The sequence below is a fragment of the Corallococcus sp. BB11-1 genome, from assembly GCF_026626625.1.
Classification (GTDB): domain Bacteria; phylum Myxococcota; class Myxococcia; order Myxococcales; family Myxococcaceae; genus Corallococcus; species Corallococcus soli.
The window spans coordinates 90,176-104,916 of record NZ_JAPNJY010000017.1; the positions used below are offsets into that span (position 1 = coordinate 90,176).

The 14,741-nt window shown below is 70.5% G+C and carries 16 protein-coding genes; 7 read left to right on the forward strand and 9 right to left on the reverse strand.

Annotated elements, in window-relative coordinates:
- Window positions 1-36: 36 nt before the first annotated feature.
- Window positions 37-2,502, reverse strand: coding sequence for a PQQ-dependent sugar dehydrogenase (locus tag OV207_RS14800; RefSeq protein WP_267555894.1), 2,466 nt, complete (start codon window positions 2,500-2,502; stop codon window positions 37-39).
- A gap of 383 nt (window positions 2,503-2,885) precedes the next feature.
- On the opposite strand from OV207_RS14800, the gene OV207_RS14805 reads away from it, so the two are divergent.
- Window positions 2,886-3,620 (forward strand): glycoside hydrolase family 16 protein, encoded by a 735-nt coding sequence (locus OV207_RS14805; protein WP_267555895.1) that lies wholly within the window; start codon window positions 2,886-2,888, stop codon window positions 3,618-3,620.
- Between the two features lie 119 nt (window positions 3,621-3,739).
- Here the strand turns inward: OV207_RS14805 and OV207_RS14810 are convergent, their stop codons facing one another.
- On the reverse strand, window positions 3,740-4,639 hold the full coding sequence (locus OV207_RS14810; RefSeq protein ID WP_267555896.1) for a LysR family transcriptional regulator: 900 nt from the start codon (window positions 4,637-4,639) through the stop codon (window positions 3,740-3,742).
- 106 nt (window positions 4,640-4,745) lie between these two features.
- Here OV207_RS14810 and OV207_RS14815 point away from each other — a divergent pair, with 106 nt between their 5' ends.
- Both OV207_RS14815 and OV207_RS14820 read left to right on the forward strand, forming a co-directional pair.
- Entirely contained in the window at window positions 4,746-5,339 is a 594-nt protein-coding gene (locus OV207_RS14815) for a glutathione S-transferase family protein (protein ID WP_267555897.1), read from the forward strand.
- 219 nt (window positions 5,340-5,558) lie between these two features.
- The gene (locus OV207_RS14820) at window positions 5,559-5,963 is read left to right on the forward strand and encodes a DoxX family protein (RefSeq protein WP_267555898.1); all 405 of its coding nucleotides are present in this window, start codon (window positions 5,559-5,561) and stop codon (window positions 5,961-5,963) included.
- A 17-nt stretch (window positions 5,964-5,980) separates the two neighbouring features.
- Here the strand turns inward: OV207_RS14820 and OV207_RS14825 are convergent, their stop codons facing one another.
- The 3 genes from OV207_RS14825 to OV207_RS14835 all read right to left on the reverse strand — a co-directional run bounded on the left by OV207_RS14825 (window position 5,981) and on the right by OV207_RS14835 (window position 7,515).
- Window positions 5,981-6,520 (reverse strand): AAA family ATPase, encoded by a 540-nt coding sequence (locus tag OV207_RS14825; protein ID WP_267555899.1) that lies wholly within the window; start codon window positions 6,518-6,520, stop codon window positions 5,981-5,983.
- Window positions 6,521-6,750: 230 nt separating this feature from the next.
- The gene (locus OV207_RS14830) at window positions 6,751-7,122 is read right to left on the reverse strand and encodes a cupin domain-containing protein (RefSeq protein ID WP_193347894.1); all 372 of its coding nucleotides are present in this window, start codon (window positions 7,120-7,122) and stop codon (window positions 6,751-6,753) included.
- 189 nt (window positions 7,123-7,311) lie between these two features.
- Window positions 7,312-7,515 (reverse strand): cold-shock protein, encoded by a 204-nt coding sequence (locus tag OV207_RS14835; protein WP_120531653.1) that lies wholly within the window; start codon window positions 7,513-7,515, stop codon window positions 7,312-7,314.
- A gap of 364 nt (window positions 7,516-7,879) precedes the next feature.
- On the opposite strand from OV207_RS14835, the gene OV207_RS14840 reads away from it, so the two are divergent.
- Genes OV207_RS14840 through OV207_RS14855 form a run of 4 tightly spaced genes read left to right on the forward strand, consistent with a single transcriptional unit; the run spans window position 7,880 to window position 10,758 of the window.
- Window positions 7,880-8,413 carry a periplasmic heavy metal sensor gene (locus OV207_RS14840; RefSeq protein WP_267555900.1) on the forward strand — a complete coding sequence of 178 codons (534 nt, stop codon included), beginning with the start codon at window positions 7,880-7,882 and terminating at the stop codon, window positions 8,411-8,413.
- Between the two features lie 34 nt (window positions 8,414-8,447).
- Window positions 8,448-8,663, forward strand: a complete 216-nt coding sequence (locus OV207_RS14845; protein ID WP_267555901.1) for a hypothetical protein — start codon at window positions 8,448-8,450, stop codon at window positions 8,661-8,663.
- A gap of 14 nt (window positions 8,664-8,677) precedes the next feature.
- A complete protein-coding gene (locus OV207_RS14850; RefSeq protein ID WP_193347892.1) occupies window positions 8,678-9,358 on the forward strand; it encodes a response regulator transcription factor in 681 nt (226 codons plus the stop codon).
- On the forward strand, window positions 9,358-10,758 hold the full coding sequence (locus OV207_RS14855) for a sensor histidine kinase (RefSeq protein ID WP_267555902.1): 1,401 nt from the start codon (window positions 9,358-9,360) through the stop codon (window positions 10,756-10,758). The genes OV207_RS14850 and OV207_RS14855 overlap by 1 nt, the downstream gene beginning before the upstream one ends.
- 213 nt (window positions 10,759-10,971) lie before the next feature.
- Here the strand turns inward: OV207_RS14855 and OV207_RS14860 are convergent, their stop codons facing one another.
- The 4 genes from OV207_RS14860 to cyoE all read right to left on the reverse strand — a co-directional run bounded on the left by OV207_RS14860 (window position 10,972) and on the right by cyoE (window position 14,692).
- Complete coding sequence (locus OV207_RS14860) at window positions 10,972-11,811, reverse strand: carboxypeptidase regulatory-like domain-containing protein (RefSeq protein ID WP_267555903.1); 840 nt, start codon at window positions 11,809-11,811, stop codon at window positions 10,972-10,974.
- Between the two features lie 77 nt (window positions 11,812-11,888).
- On the reverse strand, window positions 11,889-12,779 hold the full coding sequence (locus OV207_RS14865; protein ID WP_193347889.1) for an ABC transporter permease: 891 nt from the start codon (window positions 12,777-12,779) through the stop codon (window positions 11,889-11,891).
- Window positions 12,776-13,768: an ABC transporter ATP-binding protein gene (locus OV207_RS14870; RefSeq protein ID WP_267555904.1), complete on the reverse strand. Its 993-nt coding sequence runs from the start codon at window positions 13,766-13,768 to the stop codon at window positions 12,776-12,778. Before OV207_RS14870 ends, OV207_RS14865 begins: the two co-directional genes overlap by 4 nt.
- Before the next feature lie 39 nt (window positions 13,769-13,807).
- Window positions 13,808-14,692: a heme o synthase gene (cyoE, locus tag OV207_RS14875; protein WP_193347888.1), complete on the reverse strand. Its 885-nt coding sequence runs from the start codon at window positions 14,690-14,692 to the stop codon at window positions 13,808-13,810.
- Window positions 14,693-14,741 lie beyond the last annotated feature (49 nt).

Consider the following 14,741-nt stretch of genomic DNA (forward strand, 5'->3'; position numbering starts at 1 on the left):
TTCGAGCCAGACCGGCGACCGGCATCCATGCCGGGCTCAGCGAAGCCAGCGGAGCCCGGCCACGGCATCGCCCCCGTGCTCGTAGTACTCCATGACCACCGTGTGCTCACCGGCGCGCATCCAGCGGCCCACGACGAAGCTCGTGGTCGACTGGTCCCTCCACCCGTTGATGATGCGGGCGCCGTCCACGAACACGCGGACGCCGTCATCCGCCTGGGCGAGGAAGAAGTACAGGCCTGACGCGAAGGAGAACCGTCCCGTCCAGCGCACGGAGAAGTCGTCGGGCCCGACCTCCGGCACGGGGCTGCCCCTGCCCCAGAGACGCGCGAGCGGCGCCCCCTCGCAGCGCACCCGCACGGGGGAGCCCGTCAGGTCCCGGTTGGCGAAGTACTCCGCCCGGTACTGCCCGAGCGGGCACTGCGCGGGGGCGACGGCTTCGAAGAAGGCCGTGTAGCTGGCGTCGCTCGGACCGACCTGGATGACGTGCTCCGCGGCCCCGCCATCCGACCACTCGCGGAACTCGAAGACGCCTTGCGGCGACGGCGCGATGAGGGTGTGCGAGGAGCCGACGATGACCTGGCGGACCCGGGGCTCCGTCGCGCGCGTGCCGTCGAACACCAGCTCCAGCCCCGGCGGTGACGTCCGGAGCGTCACCTGCACGAGCTGCGGCAGCACCGTGATAGTCCGGGTGTCCGTCAGCCCCGCCGAGTCGGTCGCGGTCAGCGTGACTTCGAAGTGAACCTCGTCTCCGTGGTCCGGGACGGTGAACGAACCGGACGCTCCCGTGCTCGTGGAGTACGGGTGGGAATGACAGGTCCCCGCCGTGCAGTGGCGCAGGGTGACGGTCCAGGCCAGCCGGTCATCGGGAAGGGGGCCGTCCTCGGCGTCGCTCGCCGAGCCTGAGTAGGCCACCACGTCGCCGACCTTGAAACGGAACGTCTCCGACGGCGAGTGGATGGTCGCGACGGGCGCCAGGTTGCCCACGGAGATGCTCACGGTGGCGGAGTGGCTGCCCCCGCGCCCATCGCTGACGGTCAGCCGGGCCACGTAGGTGCCGGCCGCGACATACGTGTGCTCCGGGGCGGGCAGCGTCGACACGGGGGAGCCGTCCCCGAAGTCCCAGTGGAACTGGAGCACGTCACCATCCGGGTCGCTGGAGCCCGCGCTGGAGAAGCGCACGAGCAGGGCAGGCGTCCCCTCGCGCGGCATCGCCGAGGCCACCGCGACGGGCGGCGTGTTGGCCACCGAGTAGCGGATGCGACGCAGCTCGCCCGCGAGGATGTCCACGAAGAAGAGGTTGGAGTCCGGCCCGATGCCAAGCTCGACCAGCCCGCCCACCCCGGTCGCGAACAGCGTCACGCTGTCGGGCACGAGCTCGTCATTCGCATCCACCCGCAGGGAGCGGATCCACTGCTGGCTGTAGTCGCCGAAGAAGTAGGCGCCCTGCCACGTCTCCGGGTACGCGGAGCCCGTGTAGAAGGCGCCGCCCGTCGCCGTCTGGCCGACGCCGCGATCCCAGACGTGCAGCGGAGGTCGCACCGCGCCGGGTCCCCGCGCATAGAGTTCCTGGCAGAGGGGCTTGGGTTCGTACCCGCTCTGGCGAAAGTTCCCCTCGTAGCAGGGCCAGCCCAGGTTCGCCCCCGGGAGCGCGACGTTGATCTCCTCGAAGGAGCTCCAGCCGACGTCGCCCAGGTAGGGCGTGGCGGTGCCCGGGCGCAGGCTGAAGCGATAGGGATTGCGCAGCCCCAGCGCCCACACCTTGGAGCGGTTGGCCCGGGCGTCCCCGTTCCAGAACGGGTTCGAGGCCACGCCCTCGCCGGTGCGGGTGATGCGCAGGACCTTGCCCGCGAGTGAGTCCAGGCGCTGCGCCCGCAGTGCGTCGTCATCGACCGCGTCGAAGCGGGCGCCATCTCCTGACGTCACGAAGAGGGTGCCGTCCGGCGCGAACCGGAGGCTGCCCACGGAGTGCGAAGGGCTGTCCGAGGGGATGCAGTCGGCCCCCTCGGGGAGGGCATTGCAGGAGGTGGCCACCGCTGTGCCGAGCAGCACGGCCTCACTCGACGGCAATGCCATGTCCCCGACGGCGGTGTAGCGCGCCAGCCGCGACGTCTTCGGCCCGGAGTCGTCCGCGTCGTCGTCGTCGTAGGTGTAGAGCAGGTAGATGAAGCCATTGGTGGCGAAGGCCGGATCCACCGCGAGCCCCAGCAGCCCGCGATCATGGTGCGAGTTCACCCGCCCACGGATGTCGATGAAGGGCACGGGCTGGAGGAGGCCGTCCTTGAAGAGCCGGACCACCCCATCCTTCTCGGCGATGAGGAGGCGCCCATCGGGGAGGGGCGCGAACGTCGTCGGGTAGTGCAGGCCGGCGACCACGAGCTCGGAGGAGAAGCCCTCCGGGAGTGCGAGGGGCGCCCTGGGCCGGGCCCCGGCAGGGGGCCCCCATCCCAGACAGAGCAGGAGAAGGGCCGTGAGGTGAGGCAACCCGCGTCGCAATGACAGCATGGAATCATCCATTGTGTGGGAGAGTGTCGGAAGGCGGGAAGCTGGCACTTCGCCCTTCCACGGCCATCCGCCCCCCAGGCCCCGGGGTGCTGTCAGCCATCACGCGTCGGAAGCGCCGCGTCCACGGCATACGGGATGCAGCCATGTTCAAGGGCCTGAGCGACGTCCCACTGTCAGCGCCCTCGCCTCCTCGCGGTGGCGCCGGTTGCCGGTAGTGCTCCAGACGCGCCTTGGCCCCCCACGCCTGAATGCGCGTTGCGTTTGCCTGGGGACATCGCGCTGGCGGTCCCCGGAGACGCTCTTGGGGCATCCCAGGGGATGTGATGAAGCTGCAGGCGAGCCCACCGCCGAAACGCAGCACCCTCCTCCAACCGGGGTCATCCATGCGCAGCTCACGTCTCCTGGGTGTCGTTCTCTTCTCTTGCATTGCCTTTGCTCAGCTCGCGGAGGCGAAGAGCGTCTCCTTCTCTGGCTATCAATGGGAGGTGCGCAGCGGTCAGGGCGGCCCGGGCCCCAACAGCTGGGATGATCGCAACGTCTGGGTCGACGCGAACGGCCACCTCCACCTGAAGATTGCCTGGCGCGACGGACGCTGGACGACCGCGGAGGTCTACATGCCGCAGCAGCGGCTGGGGTTCGGCACGTACCAGTTCAAGGTGATTGGCCGGCCCGACCTCTTCGACGACAACGTGGTGCTGGGCCTGTTCAACTACACGCGCCCCGACGTGGGGCCGGACGCCACGAATGAAATCGACATCGAGTTCGCGAAGTGGGGCGGCAGCCAGTCGCAGATGGGCAACTGGGCCGTGTACCCCGCCGTGACGGGCGTCACCTACTCCCATCAGGCCTACCCCATCAGCCTCGGGGGCACCTACTCCACCCACCGCTTCCAGTGGTCATCGCAGCAGGTCTTCTTCCAGGCGCTGCATGGTCACCAGGATGGCAACGTCAACCAGATGGCCAGCTGGCTCTTCAATCCGCCGGACTACGTGCAGCGCATTCCCCAGTCCCCCCTGCCCGTCCACATGAACTTCTGGCTCTTCCAGGGACGCGCGCCCAAGAACGGGCAGGAGGCGGAGATCGTGATCGCGGAGTTCAAGTTCATCCCCGCCCCGTGAACCGCGGGCGGCTCGTGGGCGGTGCTCCACTCCACCCGGAAGTTCCGCCCGCAGGGGCCCTCCCCCCAGCGCAGAGAAGCTCCAGGCGCCCACGCCCGGCCGGGGAGGGGGTTCCTCCGTCATGAACGCCTGCGTCGCGTCCCTGCATGCAGCGGCAACATCGGCGCGACCCGGGTGGCGAGCGTCTCCACGAAGCGCCGGACCCTGGTCGGAAGATTCAGCCGGCTTGGGTAGACGACGTGAGCGGCCCGCAGCATCGCGGGCTTGGGGCCGAAGAGGACCTTGAGCCGACCGTCGCGGACCGCGTCCCGGCAGAGGAGCGCCGGGACGCAGGCGATGCCAACCCCGGCGAGCGCCGCGTCGCACGCCACCTCCAGGTCGTTCACGGTCAACACCGGCTCGATTCGCACCTTCACGCCCTCGACCCGCCACGCCTCGAAAGCACTGAAGCCGATGCATCGTGCGGCTTGGAGCTCCCTGGCGCTCGGCGTCCCGTGCTTCGCCAGGAACCCTGGGCTCGCGACGAAGTACACGGGCCCTTCTCCCAGCTTGCGCGCCACGAGGGACGAGTCGTCGAGCGCTCCCATCTGGATCGCGAGATCCAGCCCCTCCTCGATGAGGTTGATGCGGCGATCCGCCAGCACCAGTTCGACCGTCGCCTTGGGGTAGCGGCCCAGATATTCTGAGACCACGGGAGCCAGGTAGCGGCGTCCGTAGAGCATCGGCGAGGACACCCGCAGCAGGCCGACCGGCTCCGCCTCCTGCTGCTGCACCTCGCTGTTGGCCTCGTCGATCTGCGCGGCGATGGCGGCGCAGCGGTCGTAGTAGGTCGCCCCCGCGCCCGTGACCCGCAACCGCCGCGTCGTTCGCTCTAGGAGCCGCACCCCCAGCTGCTCCTCCAGCTTGCTGATCCGCTCGCTGGTGGTCTGCTTGGTGATGCCCAGCTGTCGCGCCGCGCGGGTGAAGCTGCCTTCTCGAACGACCCTCGCGAAGAGGACCATGTCGGCGGGGGAGATCATGACCGTCAAGGCTACCCTGACAATGAGTTCGTGCGTGGCCCCATTGTCTGGCGGCCCCGCGGGCCGCAGGGTTGCGACGGTTCGACCCACATCCAGGAGTGCTCACATGAAGCTCTACTTCGCGCCCAGGACCCGGGCGACCCGTCATCGCTGGCTGCTCGAGGAGCTCGACGTGCCCTATGAGTTGCTCAAGGTGGATTTGTCGACGCAGGAGAACAGGACTGCCTACCTGGCACTGCACCCCTTCGGCGAAGTCCCTGTCCTGGTGGACGGGGACGTGACGCTCTTCGAGTCGTCGGCGATCTTCCTCCACCTGGCCGACCGCTTTCCGGAGAAGCACCTGGCGCCGCCTCCGGGCTCGCCTGAGCGCGGCCCCTATCTCCAGTGGGTGCTCTTCGCCGAGGTGACGCTCGATCCCTTGGTGATGGAGCACCACCGAAACGAACAGCTGCCGGCGGAGCAGAGGACGAACCTTGCGCAGCAGCGCGCCCGGCTCGACGAAGTGCTCACGGTCATCGACCTCCAGCTTGGGGGCAGGGAGTTCGCCGTGGGCAAGGCCTTCACCGCCGCCGACCTGCTCCTGGCGTCGATCCTCCACCTGGCGAACACGCTGAAGCTGCTGGAGAAACACCCTCGGCTCACCGACTACGTCATGCGCCACACCCTGCGCCCCGCCACGCGGCGAGCCGTCGCGGGGTGAGCGCGCACGGAGGCCTCTTCAACGCCCACGTCACCCAGGCGTGTCTGGGGTTGCGCCATGAATTGGAGGTGATCAGCCCTCCAGCGGCACCTTCTCCAATGAAAGGCATCTGTTCACGTGCTGACGCCGGGGCAGTCTGGGCGTCGCGCCTGCGCTGCCGGCGACCACGGGCAGGAAGAGGCCGCCGTACACTGCCGCGCCTCACGACTGGAGGACGTCATGGGATTCCTGAGACCCCACGCTGAGCGGATCTACGCGCTGCTCCGAATCATGGCGGGACTGATGTTCATGCAGCATGGGCTGCAGAAGCTCTTCGGCCTGTTCGGAGGCGTGCCCGCTGGGGCGCCGGCGTTCATCGTCTATGGCGCGGGAATCATCGAGCTCGTGTGCGGCGTGCTCGTCGCAATCGGGCTGTTCACCGGTCCCGCGGCGTTCCTCGCGAGCGGTACGATGGCGGTCGCCTTCTTCCTCGGGCACGTGGTTCCCGCCAAGGGCAACCTCCTCCCCATCGTGAACCAGGGGGAGCTCGCGGCGCTCTATTGCTTCGTGTTCTTCTACATCGCCGCGCACGGCGCGGGCATCTGGAGTGTCGACGCCACGCGCCAGGGCTCGAAGCGCGCGTAAGCCTTCGGGCGCGCCTCCTACCGGGATGCGTCCGCAAGGTGCGCGAGGACCTGCTTCGCGCGCGCTCGCGGAGAACCTTCGACCTCGAGCACCTCCACTTCGAAGGCGTGAGGGTCCTCGAGGAGGAGCTCCTTCAGCGTCTCATCGACAGCCAGGCGCGGCTCCTCGTCATCCGAGGCGGACAGCGAGATCCGGTCCGGCCGCTCAACCCCGACCAGGACGATCAGGTCGAGCTTCCGCAGGGCGCCGCGCACGCGTGGGAGCCACGCTTCGATATCGAACGCGTCGCGGTCCTCGTGGGCCAACAGGTATCCGATGAAGTCCACCGGGCATCGGTCGAACACCACGTCGGCAGGCGCCTCGTCCAGGTTCGCGATGGACCGTGCGAGCTGCGCTTCAAAGTCCTCGACCGAGGGGGTCTCCGCGAACGCGTGCCCCTCTTCTTCCAGCTGATGGTACGGCTCATCCACCGTCACATAGGCAGGGAGGAGGTCGGACAGCTCGTCGACGAGCGTGGACTTCCCCGTGCGATGGGTCCCGGAGATGGCGATTCGCATGAGTGGGCGATCTAGCAGTTGGCCCCCTCGGTGGCCCACCCCGGCTCCCGCCCCTACCGTACCCGCGCGCTACTTCGCGCGAGGGCAGGTGCGTCCGCGGGCGGGGCCTGGCGTCGCGCCACTTTCCGCCAGCCTCCTCTCTGTCCCTCACCACCCCGCCGCTGCCCAGGCTGGCGAAGGCAAGGAGGAAGCGAACCTCGCCCTCCTCGCCCCTGCGTGGCGGCTTCCGCTCAGGCCTTGGCGGACTTCTTCGTGGCCTCCGAGTGCTCATCCCGGCCATGCACGGCGGACGAGGGGCTGGTCGCCTCCACGGCGGAGAAGGTCTCCAGGATCTTGTACGTGTGGCTGGAGCCGCGCGGCACGAGCCACGAGTCCCCGGGGTTGAGCAGGATGACCTGTCCCTCCAGGTGCAGCTCCGCGCGGCCCTTGAGCACGTAGCCCACGGTCTCGTAGTCGCGGACGCTGGCGGGCTTGGCCTCGCTGGGCGGTTCGTCCTCCCACAGCCGCATGGCCACGCGGACGCCGGACGCGAGGTACTTCTGGCCCATCTCCCCCTTGGGGGAATGGCGGCTTTCGACCTTCTTCACGCTGGTGTCGCCCATGTTCGCCTCTCCTTGGGGCGGCGTGCGGCGCCGCGCTCCTGAAGGGAAGGTAGGGAAGACCCCGAGCATTGGCGGACGGCGTCACCCAGGCCGCCTGCCTGCCCTGCGTCCGAAAAGACGAAAGCCCAGCCTCCCTCGGGGGAGACTGGGCTTCGGTGACTCACCGGTCCCGGAGAGTCGGGGTTTCGCTCAGCTCGCGGCGCGGACGTTCTGCGCCTGGAGGCCCTTGGGGCCCTTGGTGACTTCGAACTCCACCTTCTGGCCCTCGGCCAGAGTGCGGAAGCCATCCATGTTGATGGCGGTGTGATGGCAGAAAACGTCTTCGCCATTGTCCTGCGCGATGAAGCCGAAACCCTTCGCGTCGTTGAACCACTTCACAGTACCGAATGCCATTGTGAGTCTCTTCTCTTTCTCTGCTTTTGAGCTGTGACCGGCTCGCGCCAGCCACCCGCACCGAAACGCACATCGCTTCGGCACGCCGGGTACTCTACCTGCTTCCCGCGCGAACACCACTCCAGAGGAAGGAATCGTGCGAGCAGGCGTCCTTCATCCGACAAACCGGATGCAGTCGAGGCCCGGCATTTCAACACCCCGGTGGCTCCGCGACATTCCCATGCCCTCGCGGGCACCCGCCGCGCCTTCATACTTCTTCACCGCTCCCGGGCGTGGGCTTCACACCCGTTCTCTACCTTGTGCTCCGTCAGACAGGGCGCGGGACCGCTTGAGCGGTGCCCGGCCTGCTTCCAGGAGCCACACCATGTTTGGATTCGTTTTCGGGACTGCCTGCCTCGCGGGCCTCTTCGTCACCCTGCGTCGGGGCCACCACGGCCACCACGCCCATGGCCACGCAGGCCGCTGGAGCGCGCGGCCCCGGCTGCGCTGGCTGTTCGAGAGGCTGGAGACGTCGCCCGGACAGGAGAAGGTCATCGTGAAGGCGGTGGAGGAGGCGCGCGAGGCCTTCGCCAAGGTGAAGGACCAGTGGGGCCCCAGCCGCACGTCGCTCGCGGGTTCGCTCCGGGGCGAGCACTTCGACGGCGCCATGCTGCGCGAGCTGTTCAGCCGTCATGACCTGGCGCTGGAGACGCTGCGCAACGCCGTGAAGGACGGGCTGTCGCAGGTGCACGAGGCGCTCGACCCGAGGCAGCGCCGGGAGCTCGCGGACATCATCGAGCACGGGTGGAGCTACGGCTGGCGCGGCGAAGGCTGGTACGGGCGGCGCGGCTGCGGACGCGGTCGTGGTCGCTGGGGCGGCGGTCCCCACAACGACGACGCGCCCCCTTCGATGATCTGAGCCTTCCTTCCCCACCCCTTCCTGGAGATCCACCATGAGACACCGCTTGCTCGTCGTCCTGCTCGCCGCGGGTGCCCTCGGAGGCTACGCCTCCGGCTTCGCGAGCCTCTCCCGCCACCACCGCGCGTCCTGTCATGAGGGTCGCTGGGGAGGCCCCGGCTACAGCAACGGGACGCCGCCGTACTGGGACTGGCGCGCGCAGCAGGCTCCGGCCGCGTCGGGGCCCGCCGACGCACCGGGAGCGCGTTAGGATTCACGCCACCCATGCCCACCCGCGTCCTGCTCATCGATGACGACACCCGGATGTTCGAGCTGCTCGCGGAGTACCTCGGGCAGAACGGCATCAGCGTCAGCCACGCGCCCGACGGCGGGCGCGGGCTGGCGGCGCTGGAGGCGAACGCCTTCGACGCCGTGCTCCTGGACGTGATGATGCCGGGCATGGATGGGCTGGAGGTGTGCAAGCGCATCCGGGCCAAGAGCCGCATCCCCGTGCTGATGCTCACCGCCAAGGGCGACGAAACGGACCGGGTGGTGGGCCTGGAGCTGGGCGCGGACGACTACCTGCCCAAGCCCTTCGGCCCCCGGGAGCTGCTCGCCCGCCTGCGCGCGGTGCTGCGGCGTGCGCAGCCGTCGTCGGTGGCGGACCGGCTGGAGTCCAGCGGGGTGTCCATCGACGTGTCCGGGCGCGAGGTGCGGGTGGAGGGGCGCGCGGTGGATTTGACGGGCCTGGAGTTCGACCTGCTGCTCGCGCTGGTGCGCCGCGCGGGCCGGGTGATTCCCCGTGACGCGCTCCTGGGCGAGGCGGGGCGCGGCGACACGGTGGTGAGCGAGCGCACGGTGGACGTGCACATCTCCCACCTGCGCCAGAAGCTGGGGGACGTGGGCACGCGCCTCATCAAGACGGTGCGCGGCGTGGGCTACGTGTTCGCGAAAGAGGGCACCTGATGGGCTGGCGCCGTCGGCAGTCCTCCGGGGACGAGCCCTGCATCCCGCCCCATGTCCACGGCTTCGGCAGGCACCGGCACCACCGCGCGTCGCCCTGGCACCTGGGGCGGCTGGGGTCCTTCGTGCGGGCGCGGCTGCGCCGACGGCTGTTCGTCATGTTCGGGCTCACCATCCTGGTGACGGTGCTGGTGGTGTCCGGGGTGATGAACCTGATGGGCGGCTCCGCGTGGAAGCAGGAGACGGAGCGCGTGCGCTCCTTCGTGGGCCACCGCTTCGCGGCGGTGTGGGACGCGCCCGCCGAGCGCGCGGCCCTGGTGCGGGACATCTCCCGGGACCTGGCGGTGGACGTGCAGTTGCTGGACGTGTCCGGCGCGGTGGTCGCGAGCGGAGGCGCCCCGTGCGCGAAGCCGGACGCGACCCTCCCGGTGATGCGCGACGGGGTGCAACTGGGCACGGCCCAGGCGTGCTACGTGCGCATGCGCGGCCACAGCCCCCTTCGTGGTGTGTTGCCCCTGGGCATCGCGGTGCTGGTGCTCTGGACGGCGGCGGGAGGCATCTCCTACCGGCTGGCGCGGCCGGTGGACACGCTGGTGAAGGCCACCCAGGAGCTGGGCGCGGGGAAGATGGGCACGCGGGCGAGCGTCCACCGCCACGCCACGGGCGAATTCGCGGTGCTGGCCGAGTCCTTCAACGACATGGCGGCGCGCATCGAGAAGCAGATGGCGGATCAACGCGAGCTGCTGGCCGCGGTGTCCCACGAGCTGCGCACCCCGCTGGCGCGGCTGCGGGTGCTGACGGAGCTGCTGCGCGACGGCGGTGGCAACCCGCGCACGCTGGACCAGGTGGACCGCGAGGTGGTGGAGCTGGACGCGCTGGTGGGCGAGCTGCTCGCCAGCTCGCGCCTGGACTTCGGCCAGCTCACGCCCAAGGCGCTGGAGGCGGGCGTGCTGGCGGCCCAGGCGCTGGAGCGAACGGGGCTGTCCGCCACGCTGCTTCAGCCGGAGACGGACGACGTGACGGTGCTGGCGGACGCGACGCTGCTGGGGCGGGCGCTGGTGAACCTGCTCGACAACGCGCGCCGGCACGGGGCGGGGGTGGAGGCGCTCCGGCTGCAGGACCACGGCACCGAACACCTGTGCTTCTGGGTGGAGGACCGGGGCCCGGGCCTGCTGCCCGGAGAGGAGACGCGCATCTTCCAGCCGTTCTACCGCAAGGACCGGGGCGGCGAGGCGCGCGAGGCCGGCTCGCTGGGGTTGGGGCTCGCGCTGGTGCAGCGGATTGCCCGGGCGCACGGGGGTGAAGCGTTCGCGGAGAACCGGCCCGGAGGCGGCGCGCGCGTGGGCTTCACCCTCCGCAAGGCAGGGCCTCCCGCCCAGGCCACGGAGCGCGCGCAGGCGTAGCGAAGGTCCATGGCCGCCGCGCCCCACGGGTGCGGCGCCGTGCTCTGGCGTAGCGAAGGTCCATGGCCGCCACGCCCCACGGGTGCCGTGCGTCGGCGTCGCCAGGTGCCTTCAAGGCCCGCGTTGCTCGCGCAGCGGGCGCTCGGCCACCCTTGCGGCTCGCGAGGAGGAAGGGGCCCGCGCGAGCAGTCACCTCCCCTGCACCGGCACTCGCTACGGCTTGGCGGGCGCGTCCGTCGCGGCGAACGTGAACGCGGCGTCCGCCGGGGCGTCGTCCTTCACGGTGACCTCCGCCGTCTTCGTGCCCAGCGTCTCGTGCCACGCTTCCACCGTGTACGTGCCCGCCGGCAGGCCCGTCAGGGTGAACGTGCCGTCATCCCCGGTGGTGGCGAAGTACGGGTTGGCGTTGCTCACCACGTAGGCCGCCATCCACGGGTGCACGTCGCACTTGAGGCGCAGCACCTCCGCGTCCGACGGGAGGGTCTTCTGTATCGGCGCGCCCAGGGGGGGCTGCGCCACGTTGAACAGGGGCTTGGCGCCCACCACGCCGCGCACGTTGTGCAGCGTGCCGTCGCTGTTCTTGAACACCACCTGCTGGCCCGCCATCGCGCCCTGCACGCGCGGCACGTAGGTGCACTTGCTCTGGTCCACCACCACGGGCGTCGACGGCGCCGGGGGCGCTCCCGCCACCGCTCCGCGCACGCGCACCAGCACGTTCTTGAGCTTGCCGTCCTTCACCAGCACGGACTGCTCCTTCTCCGGCCGGCCGTCACACGCGGGGTCCACGCTGGGCGCCAGGTCCGCCATCACCGGCACCGTGCCCGTGAAGGACACGGAGCCCTTCACCACCCCGTTGCCCGCGGGAGCCGGAGCCACCGCCGCGCCCTCACCCGCGCCCGCCGCCGCCGCGGGGGGCAGCGGCTGCTGCGTGGGGGACGGCGCGCGAACAGGGGCTTCCGCCGCGGGCGCGGGGGCCTCCTCCTTCTTGCACGCGGGAAGGGCCAGGAGCCCCACGACGGCGACCATCGACAAGCCAGGCGTACGCAGCTTCATGAGGCAGTCTCCTCGAAGTGGATCCGTTTTGCGGTCCCCGCCGTCGTAGTGGAAGGCACGGGGCAAGTCCAACACGGCTACTCGCGGCGGCTCACGCTGAACGCGGCCAGGCCCAGGAACACCGCCGCGAACGCCAGCAGCGCCGGCACCTCCCACCCCACCCCGCCGCCGCCGGCCGAACCCACCGCCAGCGACGCCTGCGCCCCGTACAGCGCGCGGCGCACGCCCTCCACGGAGAAGCGCATCGGGTTGAGCAGCATCACCCACGACAGCACCGGCCCCGCGCCCTTCACCGGGAACATGGCGCCGGACAGCACCCACATGGGCAGCATCACCAGGCTCATCACCGCGTGGTAGCCCGCGCTGGAGCGCACCCACCACGCCAGCGCCATCCCCATGCCGGTGAGCGCCAGCGCCGACAGCACCATCACCGCCGCCAGCAGCGGGTAGTCCACCGCCCGCACGTCCACGCCCGCCAGCGGCGCGAACAGCAGGAACAACGACGCCTGCATCAGCGCGATGGTGGACGACCCCAGCGCCTTGCCCAGCACCACCGCCAGCCTTGAGCCCGGCCCCGCCAGCACCGCCTGGAGGAAGCCCTCCTTGCGGTCCTCGATGACGGTGATGGTCGCGAAGATGGCGCTGAAGAGCACCACCATCGTGACGACGCCCGGGAAGAAGAACTGCTGGTAGCCCAGCCCCTGCGCGCCCTCAACGCGGAACGAGCCCGCGAACCCCGAGCCGATGACGAACCAGAACAGGATGGGCTGCGCCAGAGCGCCAATCACCCGGCTGGGCTGCCGGAAGAAGCGCACCACGTCGCGCGCCAGCAGCACCCGCACCGTGGCCCACTGCAACGCGAGCGTGCCCGGCTCACGGCGCGAGGCCGGGGCCACGGGCGCCGCTTGAGGGGCCTGCTCCGGGGCCTCCAGCGACGTGGGGACAGGCACGGGGATGTCGGCGCTCATCGGCGTTTCCTTGGAGCGGGCACGGGCGCGGGCGCATCCGCACCCAACGCCTTCCCGGTGAGCTGGAGGAACACGTCCGCCAGCGTGGGCCGGCGCAGCGACACGGAGGCGAACCGTCCCGGGGGGAAGGCCTCCACCAGTCGCGGCACCAGCGCATGTCCCTGCGTGGCCTCCACCTGCACGCGCCCCTCCACCACCTTCGCCTGGAGGCCCAGCTTCTGGGCCACCTGCGCGGCGAGGGCCTCCGGCTCCGGCCCCTCCAGCGTGAGGATGTCGCCGCCCATGCGCGAGGCCAGCGCCTGGGGCGTGTCACACGCCACCAGCCGGCCGCCATCCAGCACCGCCAGCCGGTCGCAGCCCTCCGCCTCATCCGCGCGGTGCGTGGTGAGCAGCACCGTGACGCCCTGCGCGTCGCGCAGCCGCTTGAGGTGCGTCCAGAACGTGCGGAAGGCCGCTTCGTCCAGGCCCTGCGTGGGTTCGTCCATCAGCACCACGCGCGGCTGGTGCACCAGCGCCCGCGCCAGCTCCAGCCTCCGGCGCATGCCACCCGACCAGGTGCCCACCCGCTCGTCGCCCCGGTCCAGCAGGCCGATGAGCGCCAGCATCGTCTCCACGCGCGTCTTCGCGTCCGCGCCGGTGAGACCGTACAGCCGGGCCCCCAGGAGCAGGTTCTCCCGGGCCGTCAGCAGGTCGTCCAGGCTGCCCTTCTGGAAGATGACGCCCATCTGCCGGCGCAGCGCGGGGTCGCTCAGCTCCAGCACGCGCCCGGCGAAGTGCACCTGCCCCGCGTCCGGCGCGAGCAGGCCCGCGAGCAGTTGGAAGGTGGTCGACTTGCCGGCGCCGTTGGGCCCCAGCAGACCCAGGATCTCCCCTGGCTGCACGGACAGCGACAGGCCGTCCACGGCGGTGCGGTCACCGAAGCGACGCGTGAGCCCCTCGACGCGCAGCAGCGGCGGGGGCGGAGTGGCAACCGGGATATCGGGCAGCATGGAGGGCGTCCTCGCGCGACCGGACGCCGCGCGGGCCCGCTAGCCGCGAGGGACGCGGTCCAGCGTCATCGCGGCGAACAGACCGGTGAGATACACGAGCGAGAACAAGAACGTCTGGCGCGCCCAGGGCTTCCCCAGGTGCTTGAAGAAGCCCCACGCTCCCATCCCAAGGAAGCTCAGGCCCAGCACCACCGCCGCCGCCAGGTACCACGTGCCCGCGATGTGCAGTTGGAAGGGGAGCAGCGTCATGGGCACCAGCGCCACCAGGTACAGCACCACCTGCGCGCGGCTGGACTCGTCGCCCCGCTCGATGGGCACCGACTTGAGGCCCGCGGCCGCGTACTCCTCCTTGCGGTACAGCGCGATGGCGATGAAGTGGGGCATCTGCCAGAGGAACATGATGGCGAACAGCGCGAAACCGCCCGCGTCCACCGTGCCCGTCACCGCCGTCCAGCCCATCAGCGGAGGCAGCGCGCCCGGCACGGCGCCCACCAGCATCGCCGCGGACGTGCGGGCCTTCAGCGGCGTGTAGGCCAGCACGTAGCTCAGCAGCGCGATGAGCCCCAGCACGCCAGTGAGCAGGTTCGCGCCCAGCACCAGCGCCGGCAGCGACACCGCCGCCAGCGACAGGCCGAACCACAGCGCCGTGGACGGGTCCATGCGCCCGGCGGGCAGCGGCCGGTTGCGCGTGCGCGCCATGAACTGGTCGCTGTGGCGCTCCATGTAGCAGTTGAACGCGTTCGCCGCCCCCACCGTGCCCGCCGTCGCCAGCAGCGTCACCAGCGAGCGCACCGGCCCCAGGGGCCCCGGCGCCAGGAACATGCCGCCCGCCGCGGTGATGAGCACCAGGGAGGACAGGCTCGGCTTGGTGAGGGAGATCAGGTCGGACGCGGTGGTCGACTGAGACAGGGCACGCGCGCTCACGCAGACTCCAACAGGTGGCCCCGGACCGCTGCTCATCTCCGGCCGAGGG

What these genes read in the sequence shown, in the direction of transcription:
- OV207_RS14800 (WP_267555894.1), bottom strand. Translation starts at nt 2,502, where the DNA reads ATGCTGTCATTGCGACGCGGGTTGCCTCACCTCACGGCCCTTCTCCTG.
- OV207_RS14805 (WP_267555895.1), top strand. Translation starts at nt 2,886, where the DNA reads ATGCGCAGCTCACGTCTCCTGGGTGTCGTTCTCTTCTCTTGCATTGCC.
- OV207_RS14810 (WP_267555896.1), bottom strand. Translation starts at nt 4,639, where the DNA reads ATGATCTCCCCCGCCGACATGGTCCTCTTCGCGAGGGTCGTTCGAGAA.
- OV207_RS14815 (WP_267555897.1), top strand. Translation starts at nt 4,746, where the DNA reads ATGAAGCTCTACTTCGCGCCCAGGACCCGGGCGACCCGTCATCGCTGG.
- OV207_RS14820 (WP_267555898.1), top strand. Translation starts at nt 5,559, where the DNA reads ATGGGATTCCTGAGACCCCACGCTGAGCGGATCTACGCGCTGCTCCGA.
- OV207_RS14825 (WP_267555899.1), bottom strand. Translation starts at nt 6,520, where the DNA reads ATGCGAATCGCCATCTCCGGGACCCATCGCACGGGGAAGTCCACGCTC.
- OV207_RS14830 (WP_193347894.1), bottom strand. Translation starts at nt 7,122, where the DNA reads ATGGGCGACACCAGCGTGAAGAAGGTCGAAAGCCGCCATTCCCCCAAG.
- OV207_RS14835 (WP_120531653.1), bottom strand. Translation starts at nt 7,515, where the DNA reads ATGGCATTCGGTACTGTGAAGTGGTTCAACGACGCGAAGGGTTTCGGC.
- OV207_RS14840 (WP_267555900.1), top strand. Translation starts at nt 7,880, where the DNA reads ATGTTTGGATTCGTTTTCGGGACTGCCTGCCTCGCGGGCCTCTTCGTC.
- OV207_RS14845 (WP_267555901.1), top strand. Translation starts at nt 8,448, where the DNA reads ATGAGACACCGCTTGCTCGTCGTCCTGCTCGCCGCGGGTGCCCTCGGA.
- OV207_RS14850 (WP_193347892.1), top strand. Translation starts at nt 8,678, where the DNA reads ATGCCCACCCGCGTCCTGCTCATCGATGACGACACCCGGATGTTCGAG.
- OV207_RS14855 (WP_267555902.1), top strand. Translation starts at nt 9,358, where the DNA reads ATGGGCTGGCGCCGTCGGCAGTCCTCCGGGGACGAGCCCTGCATCCCG.
- OV207_RS14860 (WP_267555903.1), bottom strand. Translation starts at nt 11,811, where the DNA reads ATGAAGCTGCGTACGCCTGGCTTGTCGATGGTCGCCGTCGTGGGGCTC.
- OV207_RS14865 (WP_193347889.1), bottom strand. Translation starts at nt 12,779, where the DNA reads ATGAGCGCCGACATCCCCGTGCCTGTCCCCACGTCGCTGGAGGCCCCG.
- OV207_RS14870 (WP_267555904.1), bottom strand. Translation starts at nt 13,768, where the DNA reads ATGCTGCCCGATATCCCGGTTGCCACTCCGCCCCCGCCGCTGCTGCGC.